The following is a 24,598-nucleotide window of genomic DNA, read 5'->3' as shown; positions in this document are numbered from 1 at the left end:
AGCGCCTCCAAGCACAGCCTTGCACCGAGACGATGCGTCGAGCACGACCGCCGCGCGACTCGGATTCGAAATGGGATTGACATGCCATGGTCGACTTCATCAACCGCGTTCGCCAAGCCCTGGGAGGTTCGGGAGACTCGCCCGTTTCCTACCGCCGCAATGAATGGCTGCCGCCGAACGACGACCACCTGCTCTGGAGTCTGACCCTGAGCGGAGTCGAGGATCCACTCGATGCGGATGCGCTCTGGGACAATAGCGGCGGCAGCGGGCGCCATATCCGCGAGCTATCCAGCGGAGAGCCCAACAGACGCCTGTGTCGCGCCCTTCAAGATCATCGACGCTGGGTTCGGTTGAGCGACCCCAATCACGGACGATGGGTTCTGGGCGATCGTTGCTTCACCGACGTCATCCTCTCGATCCCTCAGACGGCCTGGGACCAGGATATCCGGGCGACGGGCGGCGAACGCATCGAGGTGGCGGCGCAAAATTTGATCTTCCGCCATCGAGAAGCCTTCAAGGCCAGCCTGCCAACCGGGCGTCCGCCACGTTACCTGCTGCGACCCGATCCGCAGTTGCCTGACGATCAGGTGGTGTCCTTGTTCGGTCCCGCCGTCTTTCTTCCAGACCTCGAAGACCGGCCGGCCTTCAACCTGTTACCAAATCTGAATCAGGCCCCTTTGGTTTTGGAGTCGCTACGCTGGTTGCCGAGCGGACACGCGCAGGCACAGCCGCCGGGGTTCTATGCGGATCAGGAATGTCTATTGCTGACGCCGGAGGGACGAGGCCCGATACCGGTTCCAGGTTGGCGCACACCGGATGACGCCTATCTCCTCGTGCGCCGCACTGGGGTCAACGAGTGGGCGGCGTATGGCAGCAGCAGGAGTGATTGGACGGCCAGCGAACGACGGCAAGGAGACGGCTGGATCTTCGAGCTTCGCAGTCCCGATGGCCAGGATCCACACATACTGTCGCTGGAACTCGCGCCCGCGCATCTCGCGCAGCAGCAGACATTCGGCGACGCTGGCGGCACACTGATACCCGGCCTGCCCTCGCCCATCTCACCCTACACCCTGGAGCTCGAAGCCATTGCGCTCACATCCCTGCATCAGGGACTGAGACAGTGGACGATCTGGTTGGGACAAGACGGCACGCTGGCAACGCCAGAGCAGATCGGACGGCATCCAGACGCGCTCATCCGCGTGCAGTTGGATGGACGCGGCATCTCGCTCGCCATTCCAGGCAAGCCGCTTCAGACGCTTGGCGACCACCTGAGCGGGCCGGTCGAGATCGGCCAAACCGACGCCAAACTGCTTCCGTTCGAGTCACCGGGAAGCCGAGGGCTTTTATCGCTCCCTCGACCGGACCTCTACTCGCCGGCATACGATAGGCGTCTATTGGGACGCACGGATCCGACGAACCCCGGCAATCTGCCCGATATTGCACTGGATCAACTGGCCCAGCCCGGCGGGCTGCTCTGGTCCAACGGCATCGATCCTGGATTCACGCTCTGCAACCTGAGTCTGTCGCGTAGCCACGCCTGGATTTGGGTGGACGGAGACCAGTTGCTGGCCGAGGCCTGCAAACCGAACTGCTCGCTCATGCACCTCGATCGACATGGGCGTCTACAGTCCATGCAGGACGACCAAGAGGGTCAGGCACTGCGCATTCCGCCCGGAGATTGCCTGCTGGCCGGAAATTATCTGCTGCGCTTTCGCTCCAAGGGTGGCTAATGGGTGTCATCGGACGCTGTATCTCCGCGCTGCTGCCTGATTTCAAGACCGAGGCGGTCAGCCTCACCGGTCTCAGGAGCGAGAATCAGGACAACTATCTGATCATTGCCCAAGGCTCGGATGGACAGCCCAAGGCGCGTTGGCTACGCGACGGATCGGTCGCAGAGGAGACGCGCGCGTCCTGGCCGGCCCGTTGGATCCGATTGGCCGTCTTGGATGGTATGGGCGGCCATACCCATGGACGCGAAATCGCCGAGTCGGCCGTCGACGCGCTTCGGCGATTGCCCCCCTGCCGATCGGCATTCAAGCAGCGCCGCGCCGTCGTCGATCTGCATCGAAACCTGCTTCGCCAGTTCGGAACCGGTCAAGCCAACAGCCCAGGAACCACACTGGTCTGGGCCGAGATCGATCGGCTCCGACGCTGTTGTCATGTGCTGAATCTTGGTGACAGCCGCGCCTGGCTCGGCATGGACGATCGCTGGCACCCTCTGACGTATGACCATACATTGGCCGAATTCGGCTATCGTGACGGACGCATCGATACCTCGGCCTATGCCGCCGAGAGCAAGAGAAGCGATCAACGCCTCGCCCAGGCGCTTGGACATGGGGCTTGGGGTGTCATCCTGGATGCGGAGGGCCATGAAAGCTTCGGTTTCGCGCCCGAAATCCGGCTCGATGCCACGCGCGACCTATCACGCTCACTGCAAGGGCACGCCGATCTTCGCACGATCGACTTGCCAAGAGGCGCGGCCTTGATCTTGGCGACCGACGGTTTATGGAGTGAAACCAGATGCGATCTGCCGCCGCCAACCGACCTCATGGTCCCCGGCGCAATCGGCGAGGTGGCTCGAACGGCAATCGATGCGGGAGGCACTGACAACACGACCCTGGTCATCGGCTACTTCGACCCGGAACCTGCCTCATGAGTCGCCTCGCCACGCTCACACTGAGCGCGCTTGGAATCCTGATTGCCTGGCGCATGCTGACCTTCACCCCTCCGAATCACCAGCCCACCGGCGCCCACACTGCGGCCCAGGATCTATTCGAGGGACTCGTCGACTCCGGTCAGCTTGTCATTGCCCCTGATGCGCAGTTGCAAATTCCACCTCCAGATGCGCCCTTGGCTGCGGCCTGGCGCGGTGAGACTCGGCAACAGTCGGCCATGCAGCAGGTACGCGATCTCTACGGCACAGCCGCAGGAATGGGCCTGCAAGACCAGATCAAGCGATGGAACCGTAGCCGCCGCTTGGCCGCCGTTCGCGACAATGGCGCCGCCAGCGGCGTGACCCACGCGGTCTGGAGGGCCTACGATTGCAAAGACGATCGACTCATCGACACCCCTGCATCGGTCGACGCGTCGTTCGGCTACGTTCACCAGGGTCGACTGCGTCTGGGTTTCTCTCCCTGGACGGCCGTCGCTTCAGAGTCCGATTGCATCGAGTGGCGCGGCGAGTTCAAGGCGGCCGGTCCCCTGCCGCTGAAGATCCTCTATGTCGGTCGATTCATGGAAGGGATGCCCGCAGGCCGGTCCCTTGCCCACGCGCCACCACCGGCTTGGAACAACCGCCCGATACCCTCCTGCCTCGAACGCAACGCACAACACACCGATCAGGTCGGCGAATGGCGCATTCCCGAGTCCGTCTGGCGACGCGTGCCCCAGGGGGGATGGCGGCTGTCCGCAACACTCCGCCTTCACCCAGCACGCAATCCTAGCCTGAGTTCGCAGGGGCTGCGGGTCGGCGTTTCGGCGATGAAAACGCAGGACGAGAAGATTGCGTGCAAACCCGTCTGGCACGCGCCACGGCCTGGCAGCGGAGGCACGCCCGCGATCTGGTCCGTCACGACGATCGATGGCGTGTCCCTGCTCGACCCGGATCTGCACCCCACCCCCGAGGCCGAACGGCTCGGATTGATCCCTTTGGTCGGATATGGACCCGAGGATTATTACGGGCTCGGCGCGATGCTCGGCACCGCGCGCCCCGGCGCTCAGCTGACCCTCACCTTGGACAGCCGGTTACAAACGGCCGCCAACGCGGCACTAACCAAAAAGCTCAAGGAGCTGGACACGCAGGATTCCAGGTCTGCGGAGCGCCGAGCCGCCTTGGTCATACTGCGCTCGGACGGCGCGATCCTCGCCGCAGCCGGCCACCCACAGCCACCGCCATTGAATCAGGTCACGAACTGGGATCTGACGGCGTTTTCACGCGTCTATCCGTTGGCCAATCCACTTCAGATGCGCGCCTGGGAGGGCGTGGACCGCCATCAGGCGGCGGGGTCGACCCTCAAGCCACTGATCGCACTCGCCGGATTAGAGGCCAGCGCCGATCGACCGCAGATCGATCGAATGCTACGCGGACTCTCCGTTGCGGAGTTCAAACAGCTCACAGGGCTCGATCTGGCATCGACACGCATCGACCCCTATGCGGGTGTGGAAGGAGGCCATCCGAGCGGAGGGCATCACACCATCAAAAACTTCGCTGGAGAAACGCTTCAGAATTTGCTGACCCCATCCCCGAGCCGGCCCAAAGCCACGTGCCCAGGACAGAGCGCAGCCAAGTATGATTTGAGCGTCGCCAGCGCGCTGCGCGAGTCGCTCAATACCTGGTTCTCGGCCTTGGCGCTGCAACTCGATGGAGCAGCCGCAGACCGCTATCAGAACGATCCTCGTCCCCTGAGCAAGCGCCCTCGACCGGACCTTCGCCTAATAGGCACCATGCGCCAACTGGGATTCGGCTCCAGTCGATCGCTGCTTGCCGCACCGCCTGCGTCACTCGGCGAACGCTCGCCACAGATGAGCGCAGACCGGATCGACCTGCTCGGCGAGACGCCCACACCACTGCGTTGGATCATCGCCCAGAGCGCCATCGGTCAGGGTGTGCTGGTCACCCCATTGCGCATGGCCACTTTGGCCGCCACTCTGTCCGATGGGGCGATCGTGCGTCCTCATCTGGATGCCGCCTGGGGCGAGGATCCGGTACGACTCAAGGCACCGACGCCCTTGGGGGTGGACCTGTCGCTCATTCGCCGAGGCATGCGCGATGTCGTGCAGGCCGGTACCGCAGCCAAGGCCTTTAGCGAGACCGATCCCGAGATATGGTGCAACACATACGCCAAAACCGGCACGGCCGATGTCGCCCAGCCACAGAAACCAGGCCAAAAGGAACAGTACGGCACCGCCTGGCTGATCGGCTGGCACCAGCCTCCGGGCGGCGGGGCGGATAGGCTCGCCTTCGCCTGTATGGTGACCCACACCCAGGGTTTCGGCGGTGACGTATGCGGCTCCATCGTTGCCGATCTGCTCAGCCGTATCCCAGACTCGCCATCCGACACCGACGGATGAACACCGCGTAACATCTAATCGTCACCAACCGTTAGAATTGAACGCATTGTCCAGCGCCGAGTCAGGGCGGCGGACGTCTTTACCAATGCGGAGTATCAGAATGCCCAACCCGGCCCCCGAGGGTCTCCAGCCACACCCGGTCAGCGTACCGTCCCATCCTCAGTGGCCCAGCCTGTCCCCAGACGAAAAGGCCCAGCTCAAGACGCGCATCCGCGACCTGCTCAAGGCCGAGGATGCCACGCTGGTCGCCCACTACTACACCGACGACGACCTCCAGGAACTGGCCGAAGAGACGGGGGGGCGCGTCGCCGACTCGCTCGAAATGGCCCGTTTCGGCACCACGACCCCGGCCAAGACCCTGGTGGTCTGCGGCGTGCGCTTCATGGGCGAGACGGCCAAGATCCTCAACCCGGAGAAGCGCGTCCTCATGCCGGACCTGGGCGCCACCTGCTCGCTGGACGAAGGCTGCCCGGCGGACGAGTTCACCGCCTTCTGCGACGCCCACCCGGATCACACCGTCGTGGTCTACGCCAACACCAGCGCAGAGGTGAAGGCGCGCGCCGACTGGGTCGTCACATCGAGCATCGCGTTGCCGGTGATCGAGCACCTGGCCGCCCAGGGCGAAAAGATCATCTGGGCCCCCGACAAGCACCTGGGACACTATGTCCAGCGCATGACGGGCGCGGACATGCTGCTCTGGAACGGCGCCTGCGTCGTGCACGAGGAGTTCAAATCCTTCGCGCTGGAGCGGGTACGCAAGCTGCATCCGGACGCCGCCGTGCTGGTGCACCCGGAATCGCCGGACGAAGTGGTGGATCAGGCCGATCTAGTTGGTTCGACCAGTCAGCTCATCAAGGCGGTCTCGGAGATGCCGAACCCGGAATTCATCGTCGCCACCGATGCCGGGATCTTTTGGAAGATGCGCCAGATCGCCCCACACAAGACGCTGATTCCGGCCCCGACCGCCGGCGAGGGCGCGACCTGCGAAAGCTGCGCCCACTGTCCCTGGATGGCGATGAACGCGCTGCAGAATCTGGAGACGGTACTGCGAACGGGCGACCAGGAGATCCAGATCGACCCGGCGATCCGCGAGCGCGCGCTCGTCCCCATCCGCCGCATGCTCGACTTCTCCCGCAGATAGGCTCCGACCTTCAAGCCTTGGTCCGACGCCTATTCCGGGAGCAGATCCGAGAGATCGCGCCTCAGATAGATCGAAGCAGCATCGGTCGTCGAGAAGACTTGGACCGGATACCGACCTGCGGCGATCGACGAGAAGATATAGGACAGCGCGGTTTCCTTGGGGCGATCCACCAGGATCGCCCATCTCCCCTGGGTGAAGCCCTCGTCGATCGTATAGTTGGCAACGAATCTGGCCCTGTCCGGCCGCGCCTCCTTCAGCGTCGACCGGCGCAGATCCACGACACCGTCGTAGTCGCTCGAAAAGGTCTCCTCGCCCATCGCATCCTTCACCCATGCGATCACATCCTGATAATCGATCGGCCCTGCGAACCGTCCAACGACAAGCCGGCGTTCGGGATAGATGTCGAACGTTCTCGTCGTCGAGTGCGTCATGTTTCGATTCGTGCCTCCTTTCCGAATCCTGTCGATCAGTCATCGAACCCCATCGGGGCGATCAGCGCGGCCATGGCTTGGCGATCGCACCAACCCCGTAACCGTTCAAGGATAACGATCAATCAAGAAGCTCGCGAGCCAAACCGGCCCAATTCACCCAGGACTGGAAAAGGCGCGACGCCGGGTACGCCCACAGCTGGAGCCTCGACAGCGCGCAGGTCACCTTCCCCGACCCGACCGACTCGCGCCAGCCGGCCAAGATTCGACCAGTCACAGATTCTTAATAAAGAAGAATTACTTAACCACTCCAATAACAGCTTATCCACAGACCTATGCACTTCATCTGGGGAAAACTTCACGAGACGACATGCATGACGTCTCCGGCTCCAGAGACGCAAGGCCGCGCGCGGATCGGACGGCCCAGTGAACCGAGCCCCTCCACTGGCGTCCAATGCGCTGAACTGGCACGGCCGCAACCTGCGCGGATTCGCGCTCAGGGAAGTCCGAGCGCGCCTGGCCGCAACAGATCGAGCGCCCGCGTCCAGCCGAACCGAAGCGCCGAACACGCGCGCTACGCGCCGACCTTCCCGCTCGTTTAGAATGGCGGCCATTTTCAGAATCGTGGCATTCCAGCCGCCCTGGCGATCTCGACCCACGATTTCGGCCCGTGCGATTGCAGCCCGATTGAGCACCAACCACCGGATCCACAGACCATGACCGAACAGCATCCAAACGTCGATCGCGCCGAAATCAGCAAGTTCGAGGAACTCGCCTCGCGCTGGTGGGATCCGCACAGCGAATTCAAGACCCTGCACGACATCAACCCGCTGCGTCTCGGCTACATCGAGCGCGGCGCCGACGGACTGGCCGGCAAGCGCGTCCTGGACGTGGGCTGCGGCGGCGGCATCCTGTCCGAGAGCATGGCACTCAAAGGCGCTACGGTGACCGGTATCGACATGGGCGACATGCCGCTGCGCGTCGCCGAACTGCACACCCTGGAGACCGGCGTGCAGGTCGAATACCGCCGCGTCCCGGTCGAGGTTCTCGCCGACGAGCTGCCAGGGGCCTTCGACGTGGTCACCTGCATGGAGATGCTGGAGCACGTCCCCAACCCGGCCTCCGTGATCGGCGCCTGCGCCCGACTGGTCCGTCCGGGCGGCAAGGTCTTCTTCTCCACGCTCAACCGCAACGCCAAGTCCTATCTGATGGCTGTCGTCGGGGCCGAGTACATCATGCGCATGCTCCCGCGCGGCACCCACGATTTCTCGCGCTTCATCCGCCCGTCCGAGCTCGACGCCTGGATTCGACCGACCGAGCTGCGCACCACCGACATGAGCGGCATGAGCTACAACCCGCTGACCCAGACCTACCGGCTCGACCCGCACAACCTGGATGTCAACTATCTGGTCACCTGCGTGCGCAACACCGATGCCTGAGCACTCAGCCCTGCGTGACGGCGCGGTGCTCTTCGACCTGGACGGCACCTTCGCCGACACGGCCCCAGACATGGCCGCCGCGCTCGACCGCCTGCGCGCGCGTCACGGCCAGCCGGCGCTGCCCTTCGAGCAGGTCCGACCGCACGTCTCGCACGGCGCGCGCGGCATGCTCCAGGTCGGCTTCGGCCTGACGCCGGAGGATCCCGACTTCGAGCCGCTGAAGGCCGAATTCCTGGAGCTCTATACCGCCGCCCTGGTCGAGCGCACCCGGCCCTTCCCCGGCATCCCCGAGCTGGTCGATGCGCTCGAAGCGCGCGGCATTCCCTGGGGCATCGTCACCAACAAGCTGACCGCGCTCACCGAACCGCTGATGGAGCAGCTCGGCTTTCGCGAGCGTGCCGCCTGCATCGTCTGCGGCGACACCACGCCCCGACCCAAGCCAGCCCCCGACCCCTTGCTGCACGCCGCCGACCAACTCGGGGTCGAGCCGGCCCGCTGCTGGTACGTCGGCGACGACGTGCGCGACATCCACGCCGGACTCGCCGCCGGCATGGGCACGCTCGCCGCGCTCTTCGGCTATCTCGGCACCGAAACCGCGCCAGCCGACTGGGGCGCGCACGGACTCATCGCCCACCCGCTGGAGACGCTCGACTGGCTGTCCGTGCCCATCGACTCATGACGGAGACGACACCCGAAGAGACCTGGGGCTTCCCCAACGGGGCTACCCCGCCCGGCTCTTCCAGCTATTACAGCCTGCGCTTCGCGCCAGCGCCTCTGCGTCACGACCTGGCCGTCCTCTGCGCCTGGCGTCACGAGATCGTCACCACGCCCGACCAAGTCAGCGAACCCCAGGTCGCCGCCGCCAAGCTCGACTGGTGGTCTCAAGAACTGGAACTCAGCCTCGACGGCACCGCGCGGCATCCGCTGACCCGGCAACTGGCCTCCGTCCGCGAGCGCCACGCACTGCCGAGCGAGCCATTGCGCGACCTGCTCGCCAGCGCCGTCGAGCGCCTCTCGCCAACGCAGCCGGACGACTTCACCGCCCTCGCGGCCGAAACGAAGCAGGATCTAGGGGCGCTTTTCGAACTGATCGCACGCTGTCACGGCCAAACCGATCCGAGCGCCATCGATGCCGCCCGTCGACTCGGCGCCTACTGCGGTTTGGTCGAAGGCATCCGGGACAGCGGCTGGTCGCTGCGCCGAGGCCGTCACGGATGTCTGACCAGCGACCGCCTCGCCGAGGCGGGCCTCGACCTCCACCGGATCCGGCTCACCGAGCACGAGACCCAGCTACGCGCCCTCCTCGCCCGCGTCGCCGAAGACGTGCGCACAGCGCGCGCCCAGATCGCCCCGAGCAGCGCGACCCTGCCGAGAACGCTCCGCATCCGCGCCCGACTGAGCGACCTGCTCCTGACCGAGCTCGAATCGAGCGGATTCGACGTTGTGAACCAGCGCATCGCGCTCACCCCCATCCGCAAGCTCTGGCATGCCTGGCGTGAGCGCTGATTCGGAACCCTTCGAAACCCAGAAGACTCAAAGACACTCGCCGCCGGCCGCTCCAAGGCGGACCACGCATCACGAGTTTTAAAGCCGATCATCACCACCAGCCGGACCGAGCCGATCGATCCGGCATCACACCAACCGACTCGACCGGGGTCAGGGCGAGAGCCGATCCCGATCGGGTGATAGTCCGCAAGACGAGGATCATCCAGCAATGGATCAATCGAGCACTCAATCAAACACCCCATCGAACGATCGCGGCCAACGGCTCAACGAGCGGATCATTCTAGTCACGGGCGCACTCGAAGGCGTCGGGCGTGCCGTCGCGCTGGCCTGTGCGGCCGAGGGGGCGACGGTCATCCTGTCCTCCTTCGAGGAGGTCGACCTGGAGCCGGTCTACGACGCCATCGTCGCCAACGGCGGACCCGAGCCCGCCATCCTGCCGCTGAACTTGGAGACGGCCGGCGAGCGCGATTTCATCGCCGCCGCCGACATCGTCGCCGACACCTTCGGACGGCTCGACGGCCTGGTCCATTGCGCCGCCTCGGCGCCCTTCCTCAGCCGTATCGACGACTACGACGCCAACGAATGGGAGGGCGTCATTCGGGTCAACCTCACCGCGCCCTTCATGCTGACTCAGGCCTGCATGCCTATCCTGCGCCTGTCCAAGGACGCCTCCATCGTCTTCACCTCGGACCGGGTCGGTCGCACCGGCATGGCCTATTGGGGCGCCTATGCAGCCGCCAAGTTCGGGACCGAGGGACTGATGCAGGTGCTGGCCGACGAGACGCGCGACAGCAGCCACATCCGGGTCAACAGCCTCGACCCCGGAATCCTGCGCACCGCCCTGCGCGCCAGCCTCTATCCCGGCGAGGAACCCTCCAGCCATCCGGCCCCCGAGACGGTCACGGACGCCTACATCCAGCTCTTGAGCGCGGAGTCCCAGGGCATGACCGGCCAGCGCTGCAGCGTCGATGCCGCGACGGGTCGGCTCGCCTGAGGCACCGGGATCCGGCGCGCCCGGCCATGCCGGTGCGCGCACCCTGCGTCAATGCCGTTCCTCTAGCGTACCGACCGACGCATACAGAGACGCAAGCCGATTCACCCATGCCTCGATCTGCGTGGGCGTTTCCACCCCGTCCTGACGGATCTCGACCATGGCGTGCGGAAGCCTTCGGCGCTCGCCGTGCCTGGTCAGGGTGTAATCGTGGCTATCCTCGATCGCGTAGGGGAAGTTATCTCCGACGACCAGATCCTCGTGCACCGCGAGTCCCCGCAGCAGACGCTTGGCCAGTCGCGGATCGCGTCCGTGGGCGATCCCGATGTGCCAGGGGCGGCGCGCGCCATCGAGTTGGGGCGTGAAGCTATGGAGCGCGAGCAGACAGGGCACTGGATCCGAGTGGGCATCGAGCCAGGCGGCGATGGCCTGATGATAGGGCCAGAACAGGGCGGCGAGTCGTCGCTCTCGGGCCGCCTGATCCAGGTTCCGGTTTCCGGGGATCGCAACCCCGTCACTGCGCTCAGGGATCAGTTCCGGGCTTTCCAATGGGCGATTGAGATCCACTACCAGACGCGAATAGCCGCCCAGGATCAGCGGGGCATCGAGTCTCTCCGCAAGCCCCCGGGCGACCGCCGCCGCGCCCGGATCCCAGGCGATATGCTCGTCCAGACGCTCGGACGCCAGACCAAGACCCGCGAGTCGTTTGGGGATCCGATTGGAGGCGTGATCGCAGACCAGCAGAAGCCGCGCCGTCCCGTGCGGATTGACCCGCTCGAACGCGGGCGGCTCGTCGGGGTCGAGCAAGCGCTCCCCTCCCGCCGAATCACCGCTCATGCGCCGCCCGCCACCACCTCATCGGACCAGACCCGGAAACTCTTCAGGGTGTTCGGACCGAAGGCATTGCTGAGCGGCACATCGGCCGCGTCGCGCCCCTGGGCGATCAGCACCCGTCCGATCCGGGGCACCGAATTGCGCGGATCCAGGGTATGCCAGCGCCCGCCCAGATAGACCTCGAGCCAGGCGGAGAAGTCCATGGGCTCAGGCGCTGGCGGCACACCGATGTCGCCCAGATAGCCGGTGCAGTAGCGCGCGGGGATGTTCATACAGCGACAGAAGGCGATGGCGAGATGGGTGTAGTCGCGGCAGACGCCGGTCTTTTCCTGAAAGGCTTCGAGCGCGGTCTTGGTGGCACGGGCGTACTGATAGCCGAAGGTGATGTGCTGATGGACGAAATCGCTGATCGCCTGCACGCGCGGCCACCCTGGTGGCGTCTTTGCGAACAGCGACCAGGCGATCTCCGAGAGACGGTCGGTCTCGCAATAGCGGCTCCCCTGCAGATAGACCAGGGTCTCGCTGGGCAGGTCCTCGACCGCATGCTGGACGGCTGTCGTATCGACCGCATCGGGCAGACCGCTGTCGTTGATGACGGTGTCGGTGCTGATGCGGATATCCCCAGGGGGTGCGACGAGACGGCTGCACCAATTGCCGAATCCGTCGCGATAGGCGATGACCGGAACCGCCGGCTGGGTGACGACATGGTCTGGGGCGACCAGATCGGACGCCCGACTGTAGTGGACGTTCAGGGTCAGGATCATGGGCGTGCGCTGAGGGCACGTATAGACCATCTCGTAGCCCAGTCGAATCTGCATCGGTCAACTCCTGTTGGAAATCCATTGGCTTCAATGGCGGCCCGCATGGTCGGCAGCGGACCGGGTTCATGGGAATGAAGGCGGCGCGTCGTCCTTGAACGGCCTCGGTCTCAGACCGCTTCGAAGGCGTACAATTCCTCGACAGCCCGCGCGCAATTCTCTGCGGGTTCGCGTAATGTATGGGCCCAAGAGCCCTAGTAGTCGCAGGTATCCACTATGGACGACACACTCAAGCGATTGCTCGACGCCGAGATGCGCGCGGAACAGATCGCTCAGCACGCCGAAGCGGAACAGGAACGCATCATCCAGAAGGCCATCGCCGACGCCAAGACGGAGAACGAACGCTTCACGGCTCGGATTCCGGATCTGCATCGCTCCTTCATCGCCAAGTCCGAGGAGAAGGCCGAGCAGACCATCGCCGAGCTCAGACGCCGCTACGACGAACGCCACATCCAGCTCAGGGATCAGGCGGAACAGCGCGAAGAGGCGGCCCTGGAGACGGCCTTCCAGATCCTGACCGGGGTCGAGCGCTGACGCCATGAGTCACGTCGCAGATCAGGCCTATCTCAACACGCGCGTGTCGGTGATGGCCACGCGGCTCTTCCCGCCCGAACTCGCCGAACAACTCATCCAGATGCCCTTGCCCGCACTGGCCGAGCGTTTCGGATTGGCCGCCCTGCTCGACGAGCAGCACGCGACCGCCGCCCGTAGCCGTGCCGTCGAACAGAGCCTGATCTGGCTGCTGATGACCGAGCTTCAGATCCTGATCCGCCCCATGCAAACCGCCGAGCGCGGCCTGCTCCTGGCCTGGGGACGCAAATACGCACTCTTCAACCTCAAAACGCTGATCCGGGGCAAGCTCTACGAACTGGACCAGAAGGACATCGGCGACAATCTCTACGCCCTGCCCGAGAGCATCCGGCTACCCGACCAGGCGCTGTTCGGGGCCGAGAACGTTCTGGAAATGCTGCGCCAGCTTGAGGCAGGCCCGCATCACCGGATCGCGCGTCAGGCGCGCGAGGTCTACGAACAGCAGCGCGAGCCCTTCGCCCTGGAGGCCACGGTCGATCAGCGCTATTTCGCCGACCTGGCACACCGCATCCTCGCCTTCGACAGCCACCAGCAGCCCTCGCTGCGCCGTCTCATCGGCGTCGAGCTGGACCGGACCGCACTGCTTTGGATGCTGCGTTTCCGCTTTTCCTATCAACTTTCGCCGTCCGAGACCTTCTACCAGCTCGTGCCCTCGCCCCGTCTGCTGACCCGCGAGCGCCTGCTCAACCTGGTGAATCTGGAAAACCTGGAGCGCATCCTGGAGGCACTCCCGGAACCCCTGAACCAGACGATGGCCGACTGCCGCACCATCGCGGACGTGCAGCGGCGCATGGAGATCCACACCCAACGCGAAATCCGCTGGCTCTTGGCGCGCAGCCCGTCCGGCGCCGCCCGGGCGCTGGCCTATCTGATGCTCCGGGAGGCCGATCTGATGCGACTCTTCGCCGTGATTCAGGGACGGCTGTTAGGGTTTCCGAACGATCGGATCGAGATGGCGCTCAATCTCATCGACCCGGAATGCGCCACAGGCGCTGGCCAAGCCGCCTGAGGCGGGAGCGGCACCAGTCGGACGCCAACCAATCCATCGGATAAAGAGACCCCGCTATGTTGAGGCCCATGCCAATGAAGCACGTCCGCCTACTGGTTCTGACCGAGAACCTGCCGCAGGCGTCCCTGGCCCTGGCCGAAACCGAAAGCTTCCACCCGGACACGCGCCCGCCGACCGAGACCCAGCTCGCCGGCCTGCCCGGACGCGAGTACCGCGAGGTCTTCATCCAGGCCAAGTCGCGCCTGGACAAGATCGTCCGGCACATCCCGCTCGACCCCGTCGCCGAAATCGCGCCCATCCGGGTGATCGATGCCGAGGAACTCGTCCGACTCAACGCTTGGCTCGGCCCGCTCTGGGACGAAACCTCCGGTTACGAGGAGGACTTCCGCCTGCTCGACGACGAGGAACGCCTGGTCAAGGAACAGCAGGCGGCGCTGGCCAACTTCGCCGAGCTCAATATCGATCTGGGAATGCTGCAGACCGAGACGCGCTTCCTCGACATCCATATCGGCCTGGTCCCGCGCGAAAACCTGCGTCAACTGGAGGGCGCCGTCGGTCTGGCCCATCACATCCTGCACGTCTACATGCAGCAGGCCGACAACGCCCACGTGGTCATCGTCGGCCCCAAGGGCGACAAGGAATCCACGCTGACGACCGTTCTATCGGCGGCCGGCTTCCAGCGGCTACCGATCCCGCAGGGACTCGACCGTCCCCCGGCCGAGCTGCAACGCGAGCTGGCGGCGCGACTCAACGGCATCGAAGAGCAGCGCCGCGCACTGGAGGAGACGCTGGTTCGCTGGGGTGCCCCACAGCGCCCCAAACTGATCGAGGCCCGACATACCCTGATGCTGGCCGAGCCGCTGGTGGAGCTGGACACCTCGCTGCGCAGCGCCGGACATCTGGCGCACCTGGCCGGCTGGGTTCCCGCGCGCGCCGTCGAACGCCTGGAGCAGCGTCTGAGCAAGACGCTCGACCACCCCTTCGATCTGACCACGCGCGATCCGCTTCCCGAGGAACGTCCGCTGGTTCCGACCGTCGCCTCCAAGAACCGGCTCCTGGTCCCATTCGCCATGCTGGTCGATCAATACGGCATCCCATCCTATGGCGAGGTGGACCCGACGCCCCTGTTCGCCATCACCTTCCTGCTCATGTTCGGCAGCATGTTCGGCGATCTCGGACAGGGCGCGGTCATCGCCGGCGCCGCCTTCCTGGCGCGGCGCAAGCTCGGCCGCTTCTGGCTGTTCGGTCTGCTGGCGGGGCTCGCCTCGATGGGCTTCGGACTGCTCTACGGCAGCGTCTTCGGCTACGAGCACGTCCTGCCGGCGCTCTGGATGAGCCCGCTCAGCGATCCCTTGCTGATGCTCTCCATCGCGCTCGTCTGGGGCGTGATCTTCATCACCACCGCCTGTCTACTGGCCATCTACAACCGTCTGGTCATTCGCAACTGGTCGGGGGCGCTGTTCGGACACCACGGCGTCGTCAATCTGATCTTCTATCTGGCGCTCGTCGCCGGCGGGCTGGAGATGGCGCGCGGCGGGGGAATCGGCATCCACACCGTCGTACTGGTCCTCGGCGCGCTCGCCGCGCTGGCCTGGCACAGCTGGCGGCACCAGGACGGGGGGCTGGGCGAGAAGATCCTAGTCGTCTTCATCGAGACCCTGGAGACCGTCATCGGCTATGTCTCCAACACCCTGTCCTTCCTGCGTGTCGCGGCCTTCAGCCTCAACCATGTCGCGCTCTCCATCGCCGTCTTCACACTGGCGGACATGATGGGCGCCTTCGGGCATTTGGTCACCGTCATCCTGGGCAACCTCTTCGTCCTGGTGCTGGAGGGCGGCATCGTCATGATTCAGGTGATGCGTCTGCAGTACTACGAAGGATTCTCGCGCTATTTCTCGGGGGACGGGCACGCCTTCAAACCGCTGCGCTTCCGTCGCGGCTTCTTGTGAGGGGTCGCCCAATCCAGCACCCGTCGTTCACCATCAACCTCGCCATTCACACATGACTTTGGAGCTCACCATGTACTGGCTCGTCGCCCTCATGTCCGTCGCTATTCTCGGCCTAATCGTCTCTGGACTCTATCTGGAATGGCGCCCACGGCTCGTCGCCTCGATTCGCGGCTGGTACAAGCCAGCCCTCGGAACCCAACTGGTCGTCTTCGTCGGCGCCCAGCTCGCACTGCTGCTGCTCGGGATCAACGACGTCCTGGCCAGCCCGGAGACCGCCGGCGCGGCGGCGGAGGGGCTCAAGGAGATGTCCACCGGCATGGGCCTGGCCATCATCGGCGCAGGCATTCCGACCGGTCTCTCGACCATCGGCGCCGGCATCGCCGTCGGCCCCATCGGTGCCGCATCGCTCGCAGCGATCACCGAGAAGCCCGAGAACCTAGGCCGCACGCTCATCTATCTGGGACTGGCCGAGGGTATCGCCATCTACGGTCTGGTCATCTCGATCCTGCTGCTCAACAAGATTTGAGCCGGGCGCACGATTTGAGCCAGTCAACAGGATCCGAGCCGGACACAGCCTAAGATGGATACCCAACAGGACCTGAGTCAGCCGACCCGCACGCTGTTCCTCGGCGAGGGTCGGCTCGCGGACGGCTTCCGCCTGATCGGTTTCGAGGTCCACCCGGATCCCTCGCCCGAGGAGGTCGATCGCATCTTCCGCGACCTGCAACGCACGCGCGAGCGAACCTTCGTCATCGTCGACGACGCCATCATGGGTCAGAACATCCCGCATCTGCAGCAGGCCCGGCGCGAGGGCGGTCGCATCCTGGTGATCGCGGTGCCGGCGCTCAACGCGCCGCCCACGCTCTCCAGCGATGTGGCTCGGCGTCTGGCGGCCCTCTTCGGCGCCGCCGCACTCGAATCCAGTCAAACCGGAGAGCGAGAACCACAGTGAATCAGGTAGACGAACTGGAACGGGCCATCCTGGCCCGCGCCGAGCGCCTGGCCAGCGAATACCACGAGCGCGCCGGACACAGCCGCGACAGCATCCTGCGCGATGCCGCCGAACGTCTGCGTCTGCGCGAGGCGCGCGAGGAAGCCATCGCCAAGTCGCTCGGCGAGCGTGCCTTCCATCAGCGTGTGCAGGCCAGCGAACTCAAGATGCAGACCCATCTCGACCGCATGCGCTGGAATCTGGTGCAGGGCGTCGAGCGGCGCCTCGCCGACCGCATGCGACGGTTCATGGAGGATGAGGCGCAATACGACGCCTGGCTCGACAGTCTCATCCTCAACGCCGTCACGACCATTGAGGGCGATCGGCTCGTGGTCTCGGCCAACAACCAGGACCAGCACCGCCTCCATGCGCGCTGGGAAAAGGTCAGCCAGTCGCTCCCGACCGGCAAGACCGTCGAGCTGGCCTCCAGCGCGCACGCCATCGATACGCTCGCCGGTGTGCTGATCACCAGCAGCGACGGCCGGATCCGGGTCGACCAGACCTTCGAGGGGCGGCTCGAACGGCTACGCCCCAAGATCCAGCAAACCATTCTCGAACGCCTGCTTCCCGGCGGGTTCGACACAGCCAACCTCTTCACCGGATGAAAGCATGAACGAAGCAAACAGAGTCGGCGTCATCCGCGACATCAACGGCCCCATCGTCACCATCGAACTGCCCGGCGTGCGCAGCGGCGAGCAGGTCAAGATCGGCGAACTGGGGCTCTTCGGCGAGGTCATCTCGCTGCGCGGTCACCAGGCCGTAGTCCAGACCTACGAATCGACCGACGGGGTGCGACCCGGCGAACCCGCTATCGGCATCGGCTGGCCGCTCTCGGTCGAGCTGGGGCCGGGACTCATGGGCGGCATCTTCGACGGGGTGCAGCGTCCCCTGTCCAAGATCGCGCTGGAATCGGGCGACTACATTCGACGCGGTATCTCCATCCCCGCGCTGGATCGCTCCAAGCAGTGGGAGTTCGAGCGCACGGCAGGACTAGAGGCCGGCGCCAAGATCGGCCCAGGCACCGTGCTCGGCACGGTCCAGGAGACCCAGACCATCCTCCATCGCATCCTGGTGCCACCTGGCGTCGCGGGCGAGCTGGAAGAGATCGCCCCGTCCGGCGCCTACGACATCGAATCCACCATCGCCCGGGTACGCGACGCCAAGGGCAACGACCACCGGCTGAGCATGTATCAGCGCTGGCCGGTACGCAAACCACGTCCCTATCTACGTCGCGACGACGGCATCGCGCCGCTCATCACCGGCCAGCGCGTCATCGACAGCTTCTTCCCCCAGCTCAAGGGCGGCAAAGGCGCGGTCCCCGGCCCCTTCGGCGCCGGCAAGACCGTGGTCCAGCAGCAGATCGCCCGCTGGTCCAACGCCGATATCGTCATCTATGTCGGCTGCGGCGAACGCGGCAACGAGCTGGTCGACGTGCTCGAAACCTTCCCCCAGCTCGACGACCCCTACTCCGGCCGCAAGCTGATGGAGCGCACATTGCTGGTCGCCAACACCTCCAACATGCCGGTGGTGGCTCGCGAGGCATCGGTCTACGTCGGCATGACCATGGCCGAGTACTACCGCGACATGGGCTACGACGTGGTCATGCTCGCCGACTCCACCAGCCGTTGGGCCGAGGCCCTGCGCGAGGTCTCGGGCCGACTCGGCCAGATGCCGGTCGAGGAAGGCTATCCGGCCTATCTCGCCTCGCGCCTCGCCGCCATCTACGAGCGTGCCGGCCGGGTCGAGACCTACAACGCCGGCTCCGGCTCCGTCACCCTCATCGGCGCCGTCTCCCCGCCCGGCGGCGACTTCTCCGAACCCGTGACCAGCCACACCAAGGACATCATCGAGACCTTCTGGGCGCTCTCCAAGGAGCTGGCCGACGCCCGACACTATCCCTCGATCGACTGGGTCACCAGCTTCTCGGGCCACGTCCAGACCGCCGCCCAGTGGTGGCACACGGAGGTCGACCCGAACTGGGAACAACGCCGCGCCGCCGCCCTCGCCCTCCTCGCCCGCGACGCCGAACTCTCGCGCATCGTCAATCTGGTCGGGCCAGAGGCGCTGTCCGATGCGCAGCGCTGGGAGTTGGAAGGGGCCGCGCTCATAAAGGAAGGAGTGCTGCAGCAGAGTGCGCTGGACGAAATCGATACCTTTTGCTCACCGGCCAAGCAGTTTGCTTTGCTGGATCTGGCTATTGGGATCTACCGCAGCGGTGAATCGCTGGTTCAGCTGGGGGTGCCGGTGTCGGAGTTGCAGAATTTGCCGCTATTGGCCAAGATGCGGAGGATCAAGTCGATGTATTCGAGTGAGGAATTGGATCGGATACAGGGGTTTCGGAATGAGGTGGAGAAGACGATGGAGGGGATTCGGATTGAGTATGCGAAGCAGGGTGGGACGGGAGCGGAATAGGTATGGCGCGATTTGAAGCAGAGATTTCGCTGACGATAGGTTTCAGCCTATCATTGATATCTGGACATCCGCCTAGCACCATAACAGGCAAATTCCGCCTAAATCACTGTTAGCTGGCAAATGCGAAAAGTACGTGTATGACTGATGCTGAAAGAATTGTTTGGGGTGCTTTAGCCGGCGTAAGCATATATATAGTCGGCCAACTTCTTTCAAAATTTCTTATTGAGCCGCTACATGAATTGCGGAAGACGGTGGGAGAAGTCCGATTCAACCTAGCATTTTATGCACCAACCATACATACACCCATAGGGAGATCCAAGGAAGCGTCAGCAGATGCGCAGCAAGCGCTAAGGGAGAACTCGTGCAATCTTATTTCCAAATTACATGCAGTACCAATTTATTCGGTTGTTCGGCATCTGTCCTTTGGCGTATTGCCAGAGAGGAAAGCAATAGAAAAAGCAGCAGCTCATCTTCGTGCCTTGTCAACATATGTGTTACAGGAAGGCGAAAAGGCAAACAATAATTCAGAAACCGTCGAGAAACTGGTTTTACGTGTTGAATTACTACTTAACCTTAAACCACTGGAATAAAGAATAGCAGCTAACACGCACCTAAAGCCGATCCCATACTGCGCTCTTAGCTCAGTGCTTTGTTCAACCTCATCGCCGCGCAGTATGGGCCGGCTTAGGTTTAACGTTAGGCGAAGCCCCAGATTATCGGATAGCCTGTTCAGTTCCATGTATACGGAATGTGGCAGATAATCACGCTCGCTTCTGCTAGCCAGCTGGGCTAAGCAATACTTGGGCACTGACATAGATAAGAATCTTGGCTTCACTGCTCTTACGCTCAAACCGATTTACTGAATTTCTACGTTGTTTTTCGTTCAGGAGCAAGAAAATGGCAAGCAGTACAAACGCTACAATTATAGCTGCAGTAATAACCGCTGTAGCGACAGTAATCAGTGCTTTAGGAGGAGCTTACGCTCAGCATTACTTGTCTATACAAAATGCGCCTGAACAAACGATCGCAGGAACTAGCACCTTGGTAGGATTTTCAGAAGAAGCAATAGAGCTGGCAAAATCCCAGAATGTCGCGCCAGAAATAGTACAAAGACTAGACCAAATTAGAGAGCACGCTCGCGCAGTAGAAGCATCTGCAGAACTATTACAGAAACCTGCTGGCGTTGTATCAAATCAAGCCGATTTTTGGCTTCGAATGGATAGTGGCGCTACGCTTGGCGAAACAACATCATTTGGAGTAACAAATCGGCGCTCTAATGGCGTTATTGATGTAGTCGTGAACAACAAAATTGAAAGCAAAGAGCCCGGCGGTCGCGTGGATTTCAAAACACAGTCAGGCGATGCGTGTTTTGCGACTTATATAGGCACTTCTCCTGATAACAGCTTATTTGGATTCAAAGTACACTGTGGAGTAATAAACAAAGAGGCGAGCTAGAATCGCCTAACGAGTGAATCAAAAAAGGGGACAGATTTATTTACCGCTATACTGACATGATGCACAGGCACTCGGATCAGAGCCGGTATTCAGCATGCCAAGAATCGGGCGCATCATTCTTCCGAACTATCCACACCATGTCGTGCAGCGCGGGCACAACCGACAGGTGGTGTTTGCGGAGGAGGCGGATTACCGTTACTACCTCGATACGCTGGAAGCCTTCAAGCAGGTCTATGACGTCAAGGTCTTCGGCTTCTGTCTGATGACGAATCATGTGCACCTGATCCTGCAGCCCGGCGAGGCGATCGCTGATCTCGGGCAGCTCATGAAACGCCTGGCGGGACGCCAGACGCGCTTCGTCAACCGGCAGGAATCCCGGAGCGGAACGCTCTGGGAGGGACGATACAAGTCGAGCCCGATCGATACGGATGCCTACCTGCTCGCCTGTTGCCGCTATGTCGAACTGAACCCCGTGCGGGCGGGGATGACGAGGTGAAAAAGGGGACAGATTTATTTAGCGCTATACTGACATGATACACAGGCACTCGGATCAGAGCCGGTTTCAACATGCCAAGAATCGGGCGCGTCATTCTTCCAAACTATCCACACCATGTCGTGCAGCGCGGGCACAATCGACAGGTGGTATTTGCCGAGGAGGCGGATTACCGTTACTACCTCGACACGCTGGAAGCCTTCAAGCATGTCTATGACGTCAAGGTCTTCGGCTTCTGTCTGATGACGAATCATGTCCATCTGATCCTGCAGCCCGGGGAGGCGATTGCCGATCTCGGGCAGTTCATGAAACGCCTGGCGGGACGCCAAACGCGCTTCGTCAACCGGCAGGAATCCCGGAGCGGAACGCTCTGGGAGGGGCGATACAAGTCGAGCCCGATCGATACGGATGCCTACCTGCTCGCCTGTTGCCGCTATGTCGAACTGAACCCCGTGCGGGCGGGGATGACGGAGTCACCGGCCGCCTACCCCTGGCCGAGCTATCGGTGGCACACTCGGGAAAGCCCGGACTACGACTGGCTCGATGCGGATCCTTGCTACATGGCCTTGAGCGCGAGCGCCGAGGAGCGTGCCCTTCGGTACCGTGAGTTCGTCCATGAAGCGATTCCGGAAGAAGAATGGAATCTGATCCGCGAAGCCTTGCAGCGTGGCCAGTTGACCGGAAGCGACCGCTTCACCGATCAAGTCGAGGCCATGATCGATCGCCGAATCGAGCATCGCAAACCTGGTCGACCGAGAAGAACCAGGTTTGATGACGAGCCGAAGTAAACCCATCCCCTTCGAGTTGCGGCAACGAGGAATACCCATGGCGAAGATATTGCTAACGGGATTCGAGGCGTATGGAAATACACCCGAAAACCCGGCAGAAGCGGTCGCTCAGAGGCTTGATGGTAAGCGTATCGATGAATCGGTAATCGTTCCGCGCATAGTCCCGAATAACTTTTTCGAATGTATCGATTTTGTGTGGGATTCGATTGCCGAAACATCGCCGGACATCGTGGTCATGATGGGTGAATATGGTGGACGTGCGATGGTGACCGTCGAGCGGATTGCCCAAAATTTGAACGACTCGACACGATACGGGCTCGCGGACAACAATGGGTGCTCCCTGCAGGGTCAACCGACGGTTGCCGATGGCCCCGCCGCATACTATTCGACGCTGCCCATTCGTGCCATGGTCAAGGCGATGCGAGAGTCCGGCATTCCTTCCGATACATCGGATGTTACGGGCACCTTTTGCTGTAACCATCTGATGTATGGAATCCTTCACCGGATCCACATCAACAGCCTGCCCATTCGTGCGGGATGGATTCATCCCCCCCATCTTCCTAGCGTTGCCGCGCTACCTGAAAATCTCGGGGCTCCGAGCATGTCGGTGGAAACATCCGCAATGGGTGTCGAAATTGGACTGCGGGCTGTCCTCGAGAATCCGAGCGATATCGAGGAGCCAATTCTGTCACGGCTCCAGATTTAGCGAAAAGGTATTCAAAAATACGACAAATTCATTTTACAGAAAAAGAGTATACATCGCTCAATGAGAAAATAACCACTGCAAGAACATAGTTCACTGAGCCAGCGCCCCTTTCTTCCGAAAGATGAGCTGTGGCAAACGCTTCGGCTTCTGCCTAATGACGAACCATGTACATCTGATCCTGAAACCCGACGAGACACATAATCACACGAAACAAAAAGAGAAGTAAAAAATGTTCGAAATAGATCATCTTATGATTGAAACTACTGATCCTCTGAAAATTGCCAGCAATGTAGCAGAACAACTAGGTTTGCCTTTTGCATGGCCTTTGATAGAAAAAAACGAATACACCAGCATTGGCGTGAATTTTGGCGATATAAACATCGAATTCATAAATTTTAGATTCAGGTTTGGCATTGAAGGAAAGAAATTCAAAGGATTCAGTGGCATCGCATTCAAGAGCGCAACGTCTCTAGACGATTCCCTGAAGCGATTGAGCGCTGCAGGGATAAATTACAGGGTAGGAGAAGATTGCGAGGCCCACACGACCATTATCATGGAAGAAACTCAAGTTTTCCCTACATTTTTTCTTGTCAAATATCATTTTGACACTAACGGTTGGACTAAACGCCTTGAAAATGAATTTTCCGAATGCGCTGGAGGCAAGCATCATATCGAAAGGTTAAAATCGGTATCAATAAAAAATCAAATCCCAGTCAGTCTGGAAAATGAATTCCAAATCAATGGCGGCAGCAAAAATCAAATTTTCTTTGAATCGAGAACAGGTAAAAAAACTGTCCTTTCTGATTTGATTGAAAACTTGGAGATAATAATCGCATAACAAAAATCAGCCGCGCCTAAAAACCGCTGCGCGTTTTGGGATCGACTGATTTATGCTTTATGTGCATCACAAAAACAGAAAAACTATCGTGACATACATTAACACTAATCGAAACAATTGGAACCAGCGGACTAAAATTCATTTTCGTTCAAAATTTTATGATGTTGAAGGTTTTCTAAATGGCGCCTCATCACTCAATAATATTGAACTATCTGAACTTGGAAATGTAAAAGACAAAACGCTGCTTCACCTTCAATGCCATTTTGGTTTGGACACTCTCTCATGGGCACGAGAAGGCGCAATAGTTACAGGCGTGGACTTTTCTGACGAAGCAATCAGAAAAGCACATTACCTGAAGACAGAAACGCGTTTGGACGCGCGATTTTTATGCGCGGACATTTATGATTATGGAAGAGAAATACATTCCAAATTCGACATTGTATTTACATCATACGGTGCAATTTGCTGGCTTCCCGACTTGCAGGAATGGGCAAACATTATTGCAGACTGTCTTGAAACAAATGGCACGTTCTACATGGTTGAATTTCATCCTTTCAATGATCTCTTCGCGGGATATTCGTATTTTGGCAAAACCGAACCTGATTTCGAAGAAGATGGGACATACACGGAAAACAGCGAAAACTTCAAATCATCCATTTACACCTGGCCTCATTCGTTAAGCGACGTGATCACCTCATTGATAAATGCCGGCATAGAAATTAGACAATTTAACGAGTTCCCTTACAGCCCGTATAATTGCTTTGACCAGATGGAAGAAAAAGAACCGGGTAAATTTTATCTCAAACATAACAATCAGGATCTTCCATTACTTTTTTCCATTAAAGGCACCAAATCACACAATCGTACAAGAGCGGGTATTTAGCCTGCCCCTCTCTCAAACACAAAGGCGACGCTGAGCCTGCGGCAAAAACCCTTTGGAGAAGACGTGACCAACGGGATCAAATTCGCTAGGTAAGCTCATGGCTTATTGAAAATGCACGCAATGAGATGAGTTAGGCCAACGGCAAAACCGCACAGCCCACTCATGACTGACATCATAATTCATTGCAACACTCAACAACCACCAGCTAAAGCTGGTGGGTTGAAGCTACGGACTGAAAGTCCGGATACGGGTCGAT

General features: G+C 61.2%; 24 protein-coding genes and 1 pseudogene. 22 read left to right on the top strand and 3 right to left on the bottom strand.

The genetic code is table 11. The annotated features are described in order from the left end of the window. The first annotated feature begins 86 nt into the window (after positions 1 to 86). The 4 genes from ACFSJC_RS03290 to nadA all read left to right on the top strand — a co-directional run bounded on the left by ACFSJC_RS03290 (position 87) and on the right by nadA (position 6,211). Entirely contained in the window at positions 87 to 1,730 is a 1,644-nt protein-coding gene (locus tag ACFSJC_RS03290; RefSeq protein WP_386023168.1) for a hypothetical protein, read from the top strand. Further along, positions 1,730 to 2,656, top strand: coding sequence for a PP2C family protein-serine/threonine phosphatase (locus tag ACFSJC_RS03285; protein WP_386023165.1), 927 nt, complete (start codon positions 1,730 to 1,732; stop codon positions 2,654 to 2,656). Before ACFSJC_RS03290 ends, ACFSJC_RS03285 begins: the two co-directional genes overlap by 1 nt. Continuing rightward, entirely contained in the window at positions 2,653 to 5,070 is a 2,418-nt protein-coding gene (locus tag ACFSJC_RS03280; RefSeq protein ID WP_386023162.1) for a penicillin-binding transpeptidase domain-containing protein, read from the top strand. The genes ACFSJC_RS03285 and ACFSJC_RS03280 overlap by 4 nt, the downstream gene beginning before the upstream one ends. A gap of 100 nt (positions 5,071 to 5,170) precedes the next feature. Continuing rightward, positions 5,171 to 6,211, top strand: a complete 1,041-nt coding sequence (gene nadA / locus ACFSJC_RS03275; protein WP_386023159.1) for a quinolinate synthase NadA — start codon at positions 5,171 to 5,173, stop codon at positions 6,209 to 6,211. 29 nt (positions 6,212 to 6,240) lie between these two features. Here nadA and ACFSJC_RS03270 read toward each other — a convergent pair whose 3' ends face one another. Continuing rightward, positions 6,241 to 6,642 (bottom strand): hypothetical protein, encoded by a 402-nt coding sequence (locus tag ACFSJC_RS03270; RefSeq protein WP_386023156.1) that lies wholly within the window; start codon positions 6,640 to 6,642, stop codon positions 6,241 to 6,243. 713 nt (positions 6,643 to 7,355) lie between these two features. Here ACFSJC_RS03270 and ubiG point away from each other — a divergent pair. The 4 genes from ubiG (at position 7,356) to ACFSJC_RS03250 (ending at position 10,578) form a co-directional block, all read left to right on the top strand. Continuing rightward, positions 7,356 to 8,078 carry a bifunctional 2-polyprenyl-6-hydroxyphenol methylase/3-demethylubiquinol 3-O-methyltransferase UbiG gene (ubiG, locus tag ACFSJC_RS03265; RefSeq protein ID WP_386023153.1) on the top strand — a complete coding sequence of 241 codons (723 nt, stop codon included), beginning with the start codon at positions 7,356 to 7,358 and terminating at the stop codon, positions 8,076 to 8,078. After that, a complete protein-coding gene (locus ACFSJC_RS03260) occupies positions 8,071 to 8,757 on the top strand; it encodes an HAD family hydrolase (RefSeq protein WP_386023151.1) in 687 nt (228 codons plus the stop codon). The genes ubiG and ACFSJC_RS03260 overlap by 8 nt, the downstream gene beginning before the upstream one ends. After that, the gene (locus tag ACFSJC_RS03255) at positions 8,754 to 9,584 is read left to right on the top strand and encodes a squalene/phytoene synthase family protein (RefSeq protein WP_386023149.1); all 831 of its coding nucleotides are present in this window, start codon (positions 8,754 to 8,756) and stop codon (positions 9,582 to 9,584) included. Before ACFSJC_RS03260 ends, ACFSJC_RS03255 begins: the two co-directional genes overlap by 4 nt. A 208-nt stretch (positions 9,585 to 9,792) precedes the next feature. Next, positions 9,793 to 10,578, top strand: a complete 786-nt coding sequence (locus ACFSJC_RS03250) for an SDR family NAD(P)-dependent oxidoreductase (protein WP_386023146.1) — start codon at positions 9,793 to 9,795, stop codon at positions 10,576 to 10,578. A gap of 48 nt (positions 10,579 to 10,626) precedes the next feature. On the opposite strand, the gene ACFSJC_RS03245 is transcribed toward ACFSJC_RS03250, so the two are convergent. Together ACFSJC_RS03245 and ACFSJC_RS03240 are read right to left on the bottom strand one after the other, a co-directional pair. Then, entirely contained in the window at positions 10,627 to 11,412 is a 786-nt protein-coding gene (locus tag ACFSJC_RS03245) for an N-formylglutamate amidohydrolase (RefSeq protein WP_386023143.1), read from the bottom strand. Next, positions 11,409 to 12,227: a transglutaminase-like domain-containing protein gene (locus ACFSJC_RS03240; protein WP_386023140.1), complete on the bottom strand. Its 819-nt coding sequence runs from the start codon at positions 12,225 to 12,227 to the stop codon at positions 11,409 to 11,411. The genes ACFSJC_RS03245 and ACFSJC_RS03240 overlap by 4 nt, the downstream gene beginning before the upstream one ends. Positions 12,228 to 12,443: 216 nt before the next feature. Here ACFSJC_RS03240 and ACFSJC_RS03235 point away from each other — a divergent pair, with 216 nt between their 5' ends. The 14 genes and pseudogenes from ACFSJC_RS03235 to ACFSJC_RS03170 all read left to right on the top strand — a co-directional run bounded on the left by ACFSJC_RS03235 (position 12,444) and on the right by ACFSJC_RS03170 (position 24,342). Continuing rightward, positions 12,444 to 12,761: an ATPase gene (locus ACFSJC_RS03235; RefSeq protein WP_386023138.1), complete on the top strand. Its 318-nt coding sequence runs from the start codon at positions 12,444 to 12,446 to the stop codon at positions 12,759 to 12,761. 4 nt (positions 12,762 to 12,765) lie between these two features. Next, a complete protein-coding gene (locus ACFSJC_RS03230; RefSeq protein WP_386023135.1) occupies positions 12,766 to 13,827 on the top strand; it encodes a V0D/AC39 family V-type ATPase subunit in 1,062 nt (353 codons plus the stop codon). Between the two features lie 74 nt (positions 13,828 to 13,901). After that, on the top strand, positions 13,902 to 15,776 hold the full coding sequence (locus tag ACFSJC_RS03225) for a V-type ATP synthase subunit I (protein WP_386023132.1): 1,875 nt from the start codon (positions 13,902 to 13,904) through the stop codon (positions 15,774 to 15,776). Positions 15,777 to 15,846: 70 nt separating this feature from the next. Beyond that, positions 15,847 to 16,302 carry an ATP synthase subunit C gene (locus ACFSJC_RS03220; protein WP_386023129.1) on the top strand — a complete coding sequence of 152 codons (456 nt, stop codon included), beginning with the start codon at positions 15,847 to 15,849 and terminating at the stop codon, positions 16,300 to 16,302. 54 nt (positions 16,303 to 16,356) lie between these two features. Beyond that, positions 16,357 to 16,728, top strand: a complete 372-nt coding sequence (locus ACFSJC_RS03215; RefSeq protein WP_386023127.1) for a V-type ATP synthase subunit F — start codon at positions 16,357 to 16,359, stop codon at positions 16,726 to 16,728. After that, the gene (locus ACFSJC_RS03210; RefSeq protein ID WP_386023124.1) at positions 16,725 to 17,372 is read left to right on the top strand and encodes a V-type ATP synthase subunit E; all 648 of its coding nucleotides are present in this window, start codon (positions 16,725 to 16,727) and stop codon (positions 17,370 to 17,372) included. Before ACFSJC_RS03215 ends, ACFSJC_RS03210 begins: the two co-directional genes overlap by 4 nt. Positions 17,373 to 17,376: 4 nt before the next feature. Further along, on the top strand, positions 17,377 to 19,179 hold the full coding sequence (locus tag ACFSJC_RS03205) for a V-type ATP synthase subunit A (RefSeq protein ID WP_386023121.1): 1,803 nt from the start codon (positions 17,377 to 17,379) through the stop codon (positions 19,177 to 19,179). A gap of 137 nt (positions 19,180 to 19,316) precedes the next feature. Then, positions 19,317 to 19,769, top strand: coding sequence for a hypothetical protein (locus ACFSJC_RS03200; RefSeq protein WP_386023119.1), 453 nt, complete (start codon positions 19,317 to 19,319; stop codon positions 19,767 to 19,769). A gap of 307 nt (positions 19,770 to 20,076) precedes the next feature. Next, positions 20,077 to 20,634, top strand: a complete 558-nt coding sequence (locus tag ACFSJC_RS03195) for a hypothetical protein (protein ID WP_386023116.1) — start codon at positions 20,077 to 20,079, stop codon at positions 20,632 to 20,634. Positions 20,635 to 20,728: 94 nt separating this feature from the next. After that, a pseudogene (locus tag ACFSJC_RS03190) lies at positions 20,729 to 21,121 on the top strand (transposase); the annotation flags it as partial. An 80-nt stretch (positions 21,122 to 21,201) separates the two neighbouring features. After that, positions 21,202 to 21,915 carry a transposase gene (locus ACFSJC_RS03185; RefSeq protein ID WP_386023113.1) on the top strand — a complete coding sequence of 238 codons (714 nt, stop codon included), beginning with the start codon at positions 21,202 to 21,204 and terminating at the stop codon, positions 21,913 to 21,915. 37 nt (positions 21,916 to 21,952) lie between these two features. Further along, a complete protein-coding gene (gene pcp / locus ACFSJC_RS03180; RefSeq protein ID WP_386023110.1) occupies positions 21,953 to 22,621 on the top strand; it encodes a pyroglutamyl-peptidase I in 669 nt (222 codons plus the stop codon). Between the two features lie 229 nt (positions 22,622 to 22,850). Beyond that, positions 22,851 to 23,459, top strand: coding sequence for a hypothetical protein (locus tag ACFSJC_RS03175; RefSeq protein WP_386023107.1), 609 nt, complete (start codon positions 22,851 to 22,853; stop codon positions 23,457 to 23,459). Between the two features lie 88 nt (positions 23,460 to 23,547). Next, complete coding sequence (locus ACFSJC_RS03170; protein WP_386023103.1) at positions 23,548 to 24,342, top strand: class I SAM-dependent methyltransferase; 795 nt, start codon at positions 23,548 to 23,550, stop codon at positions 24,340 to 24,342. Positions 24,343 to 24,598: the final 256 nt, after the last annotated feature.

Source organism: Thiorhodococcus fuscus, from assembly GCF_042682685.1.
GTDB lineage: Bacteria > Pseudomonadota > Gammaproteobacteria > Chromatiales > Chromatiaceae > Imhoffiella > Imhoffiella fuscus.
This window is presented reverse-complemented; position numbering and strand designations above follow the sequence as displayed.

Bases quoted from the DNA above. Each gene is read 5' to 3' on its own strand.
- ACFSJC_RS03215 (WP_386023127.1), top strand. From the start codon at position 16,357: ATGGATACCCAACAGGACCTGAGTCAGCCGACCCGCACGCTGTTCCTC.
- ACFSJC_RS03245 (WP_386023143.1), bottom strand. From the start codon at position 11,412: ATGAGCGGTGATTCGGCGGGAGGGGAGCGCTTGCTCGACCCCGACGAG.
- ACFSJC_RS03235 (WP_386023138.1), top strand. From the start codon at position 12,444: ATGGACGACACACTCAAGCGATTGCTCGACGCCGAGATGCGCGCGGAA.
- ubiG (WP_386023153.1), top strand. From the start codon at position 7,356: ATGACCGAACAGCATCCAAACGTCGATCGCGCCGAAATCAGCAAGTTC.
- ACFSJC_RS03260 (WP_386023151.1), top strand. From the start codon at position 8,071: ATGCCTGAGCACTCAGCCCTGCGTGACGGCGCGGTGCTCTTCGACCTG.
- nadA (WP_386023159.1), top strand. From the start codon at position 5,171: ATGCCCAACCCGGCCCCCGAGGGTCTCCAGCCACACCCGGTCAGCGTA.
- ACFSJC_RS03225 (WP_386023132.1), top strand. From the start codon at position 13,902: ATGAAGCACGTCCGCCTACTGGTTCTGACCGAGAACCTGCCGCAGGCG.
- ACFSJC_RS03200 (WP_386023119.1), top strand. From the start codon at position 19,317: ATGACTGATGCTGAAAGAATTGTTTGGGGTGCTTTAGCCGGCGTAAGC.
- ACFSJC_RS03250 (WP_386023146.1), top strand. From the start codon at position 9,793: ATGGATCAATCGAGCACTCAATCAAACACCCCATCGAACGATCGCGGC.
- ACFSJC_RS03205 (WP_386023121.1), top strand. From the start codon at position 17,377: ATGAACGAAGCAAACAGAGTCGGCGTCATCCGCGACATCAACGGCCCC.
- ACFSJC_RS03185 (WP_386023113.1), top strand. From the start codon at position 21,202: ATGCCAAGAATCGGGCGCGTCATTCTTCCAAACTATCCACACCATGTC.
- ACFSJC_RS03230 (WP_386023135.1), top strand. From the start codon at position 12,766: ATGAGTCACGTCGCAGATCAGGCCTATCTCAACACGCGCGTGTCGGTG.
- ACFSJC_RS03195 (WP_386023116.1), top strand. From the start codon at position 20,077: ATGGCAAGCAGTACAAACGCTACAATTATAGCTGCAGTAATAACCGCT.
- ACFSJC_RS03285 (WP_386023165.1), top strand. From the start codon at position 1,730: ATGGGTGTCATCGGACGCTGTATCTCCGCGCTGCTGCCTGATTTCAAG.
- ACFSJC_RS03240 (WP_386023140.1), bottom strand. From the start codon at position 12,227: ATGCAGATTCGACTGGGCTACGAGATGGTCTATACGTGCCCTCAGCGC.
- pcp (WP_386023110.1), top strand. From the start codon at position 21,953: ATGGCGAAGATATTGCTAACGGGATTCGAGGCGTATGGAAATACACCC.
- ACFSJC_RS03255 (WP_386023149.1), top strand. From the start codon at position 8,754: ATGACGGAGACGACACCCGAAGAGACCTGGGGCTTCCCCAACGGGGCT.
- ACFSJC_RS03220 (WP_386023129.1), top strand. From the start codon at position 15,847: ATGTACTGGCTCGTCGCCCTCATGTCCGTCGCTATTCTCGGCCTAATC.
- ACFSJC_RS03280 (WP_386023162.1), top strand. From the start codon at position 2,653: ATGAGTCGCCTCGCCACGCTCACACTGAGCGCGCTTGGAATCCTGATT.
- ACFSJC_RS03290 (WP_386023168.1), top strand. From the start codon at position 87: ATGGTCGACTTCATCAACCGCGTTCGCCAAGCCCTGGGAGGTTCGGGA.
- ACFSJC_RS03270 (WP_386023156.1), bottom strand. From the start codon at position 6,642: ATGACGCACTCGACGACGAGAACGTTCGACATCTATCCCGAACGCCGG.
- ACFSJC_RS03175 (WP_386023107.1), top strand. From the start codon at position 22,851: ATGTTCGAAATAGATCATCTTATGATTGAAACTACTGATCCTCTGAAA.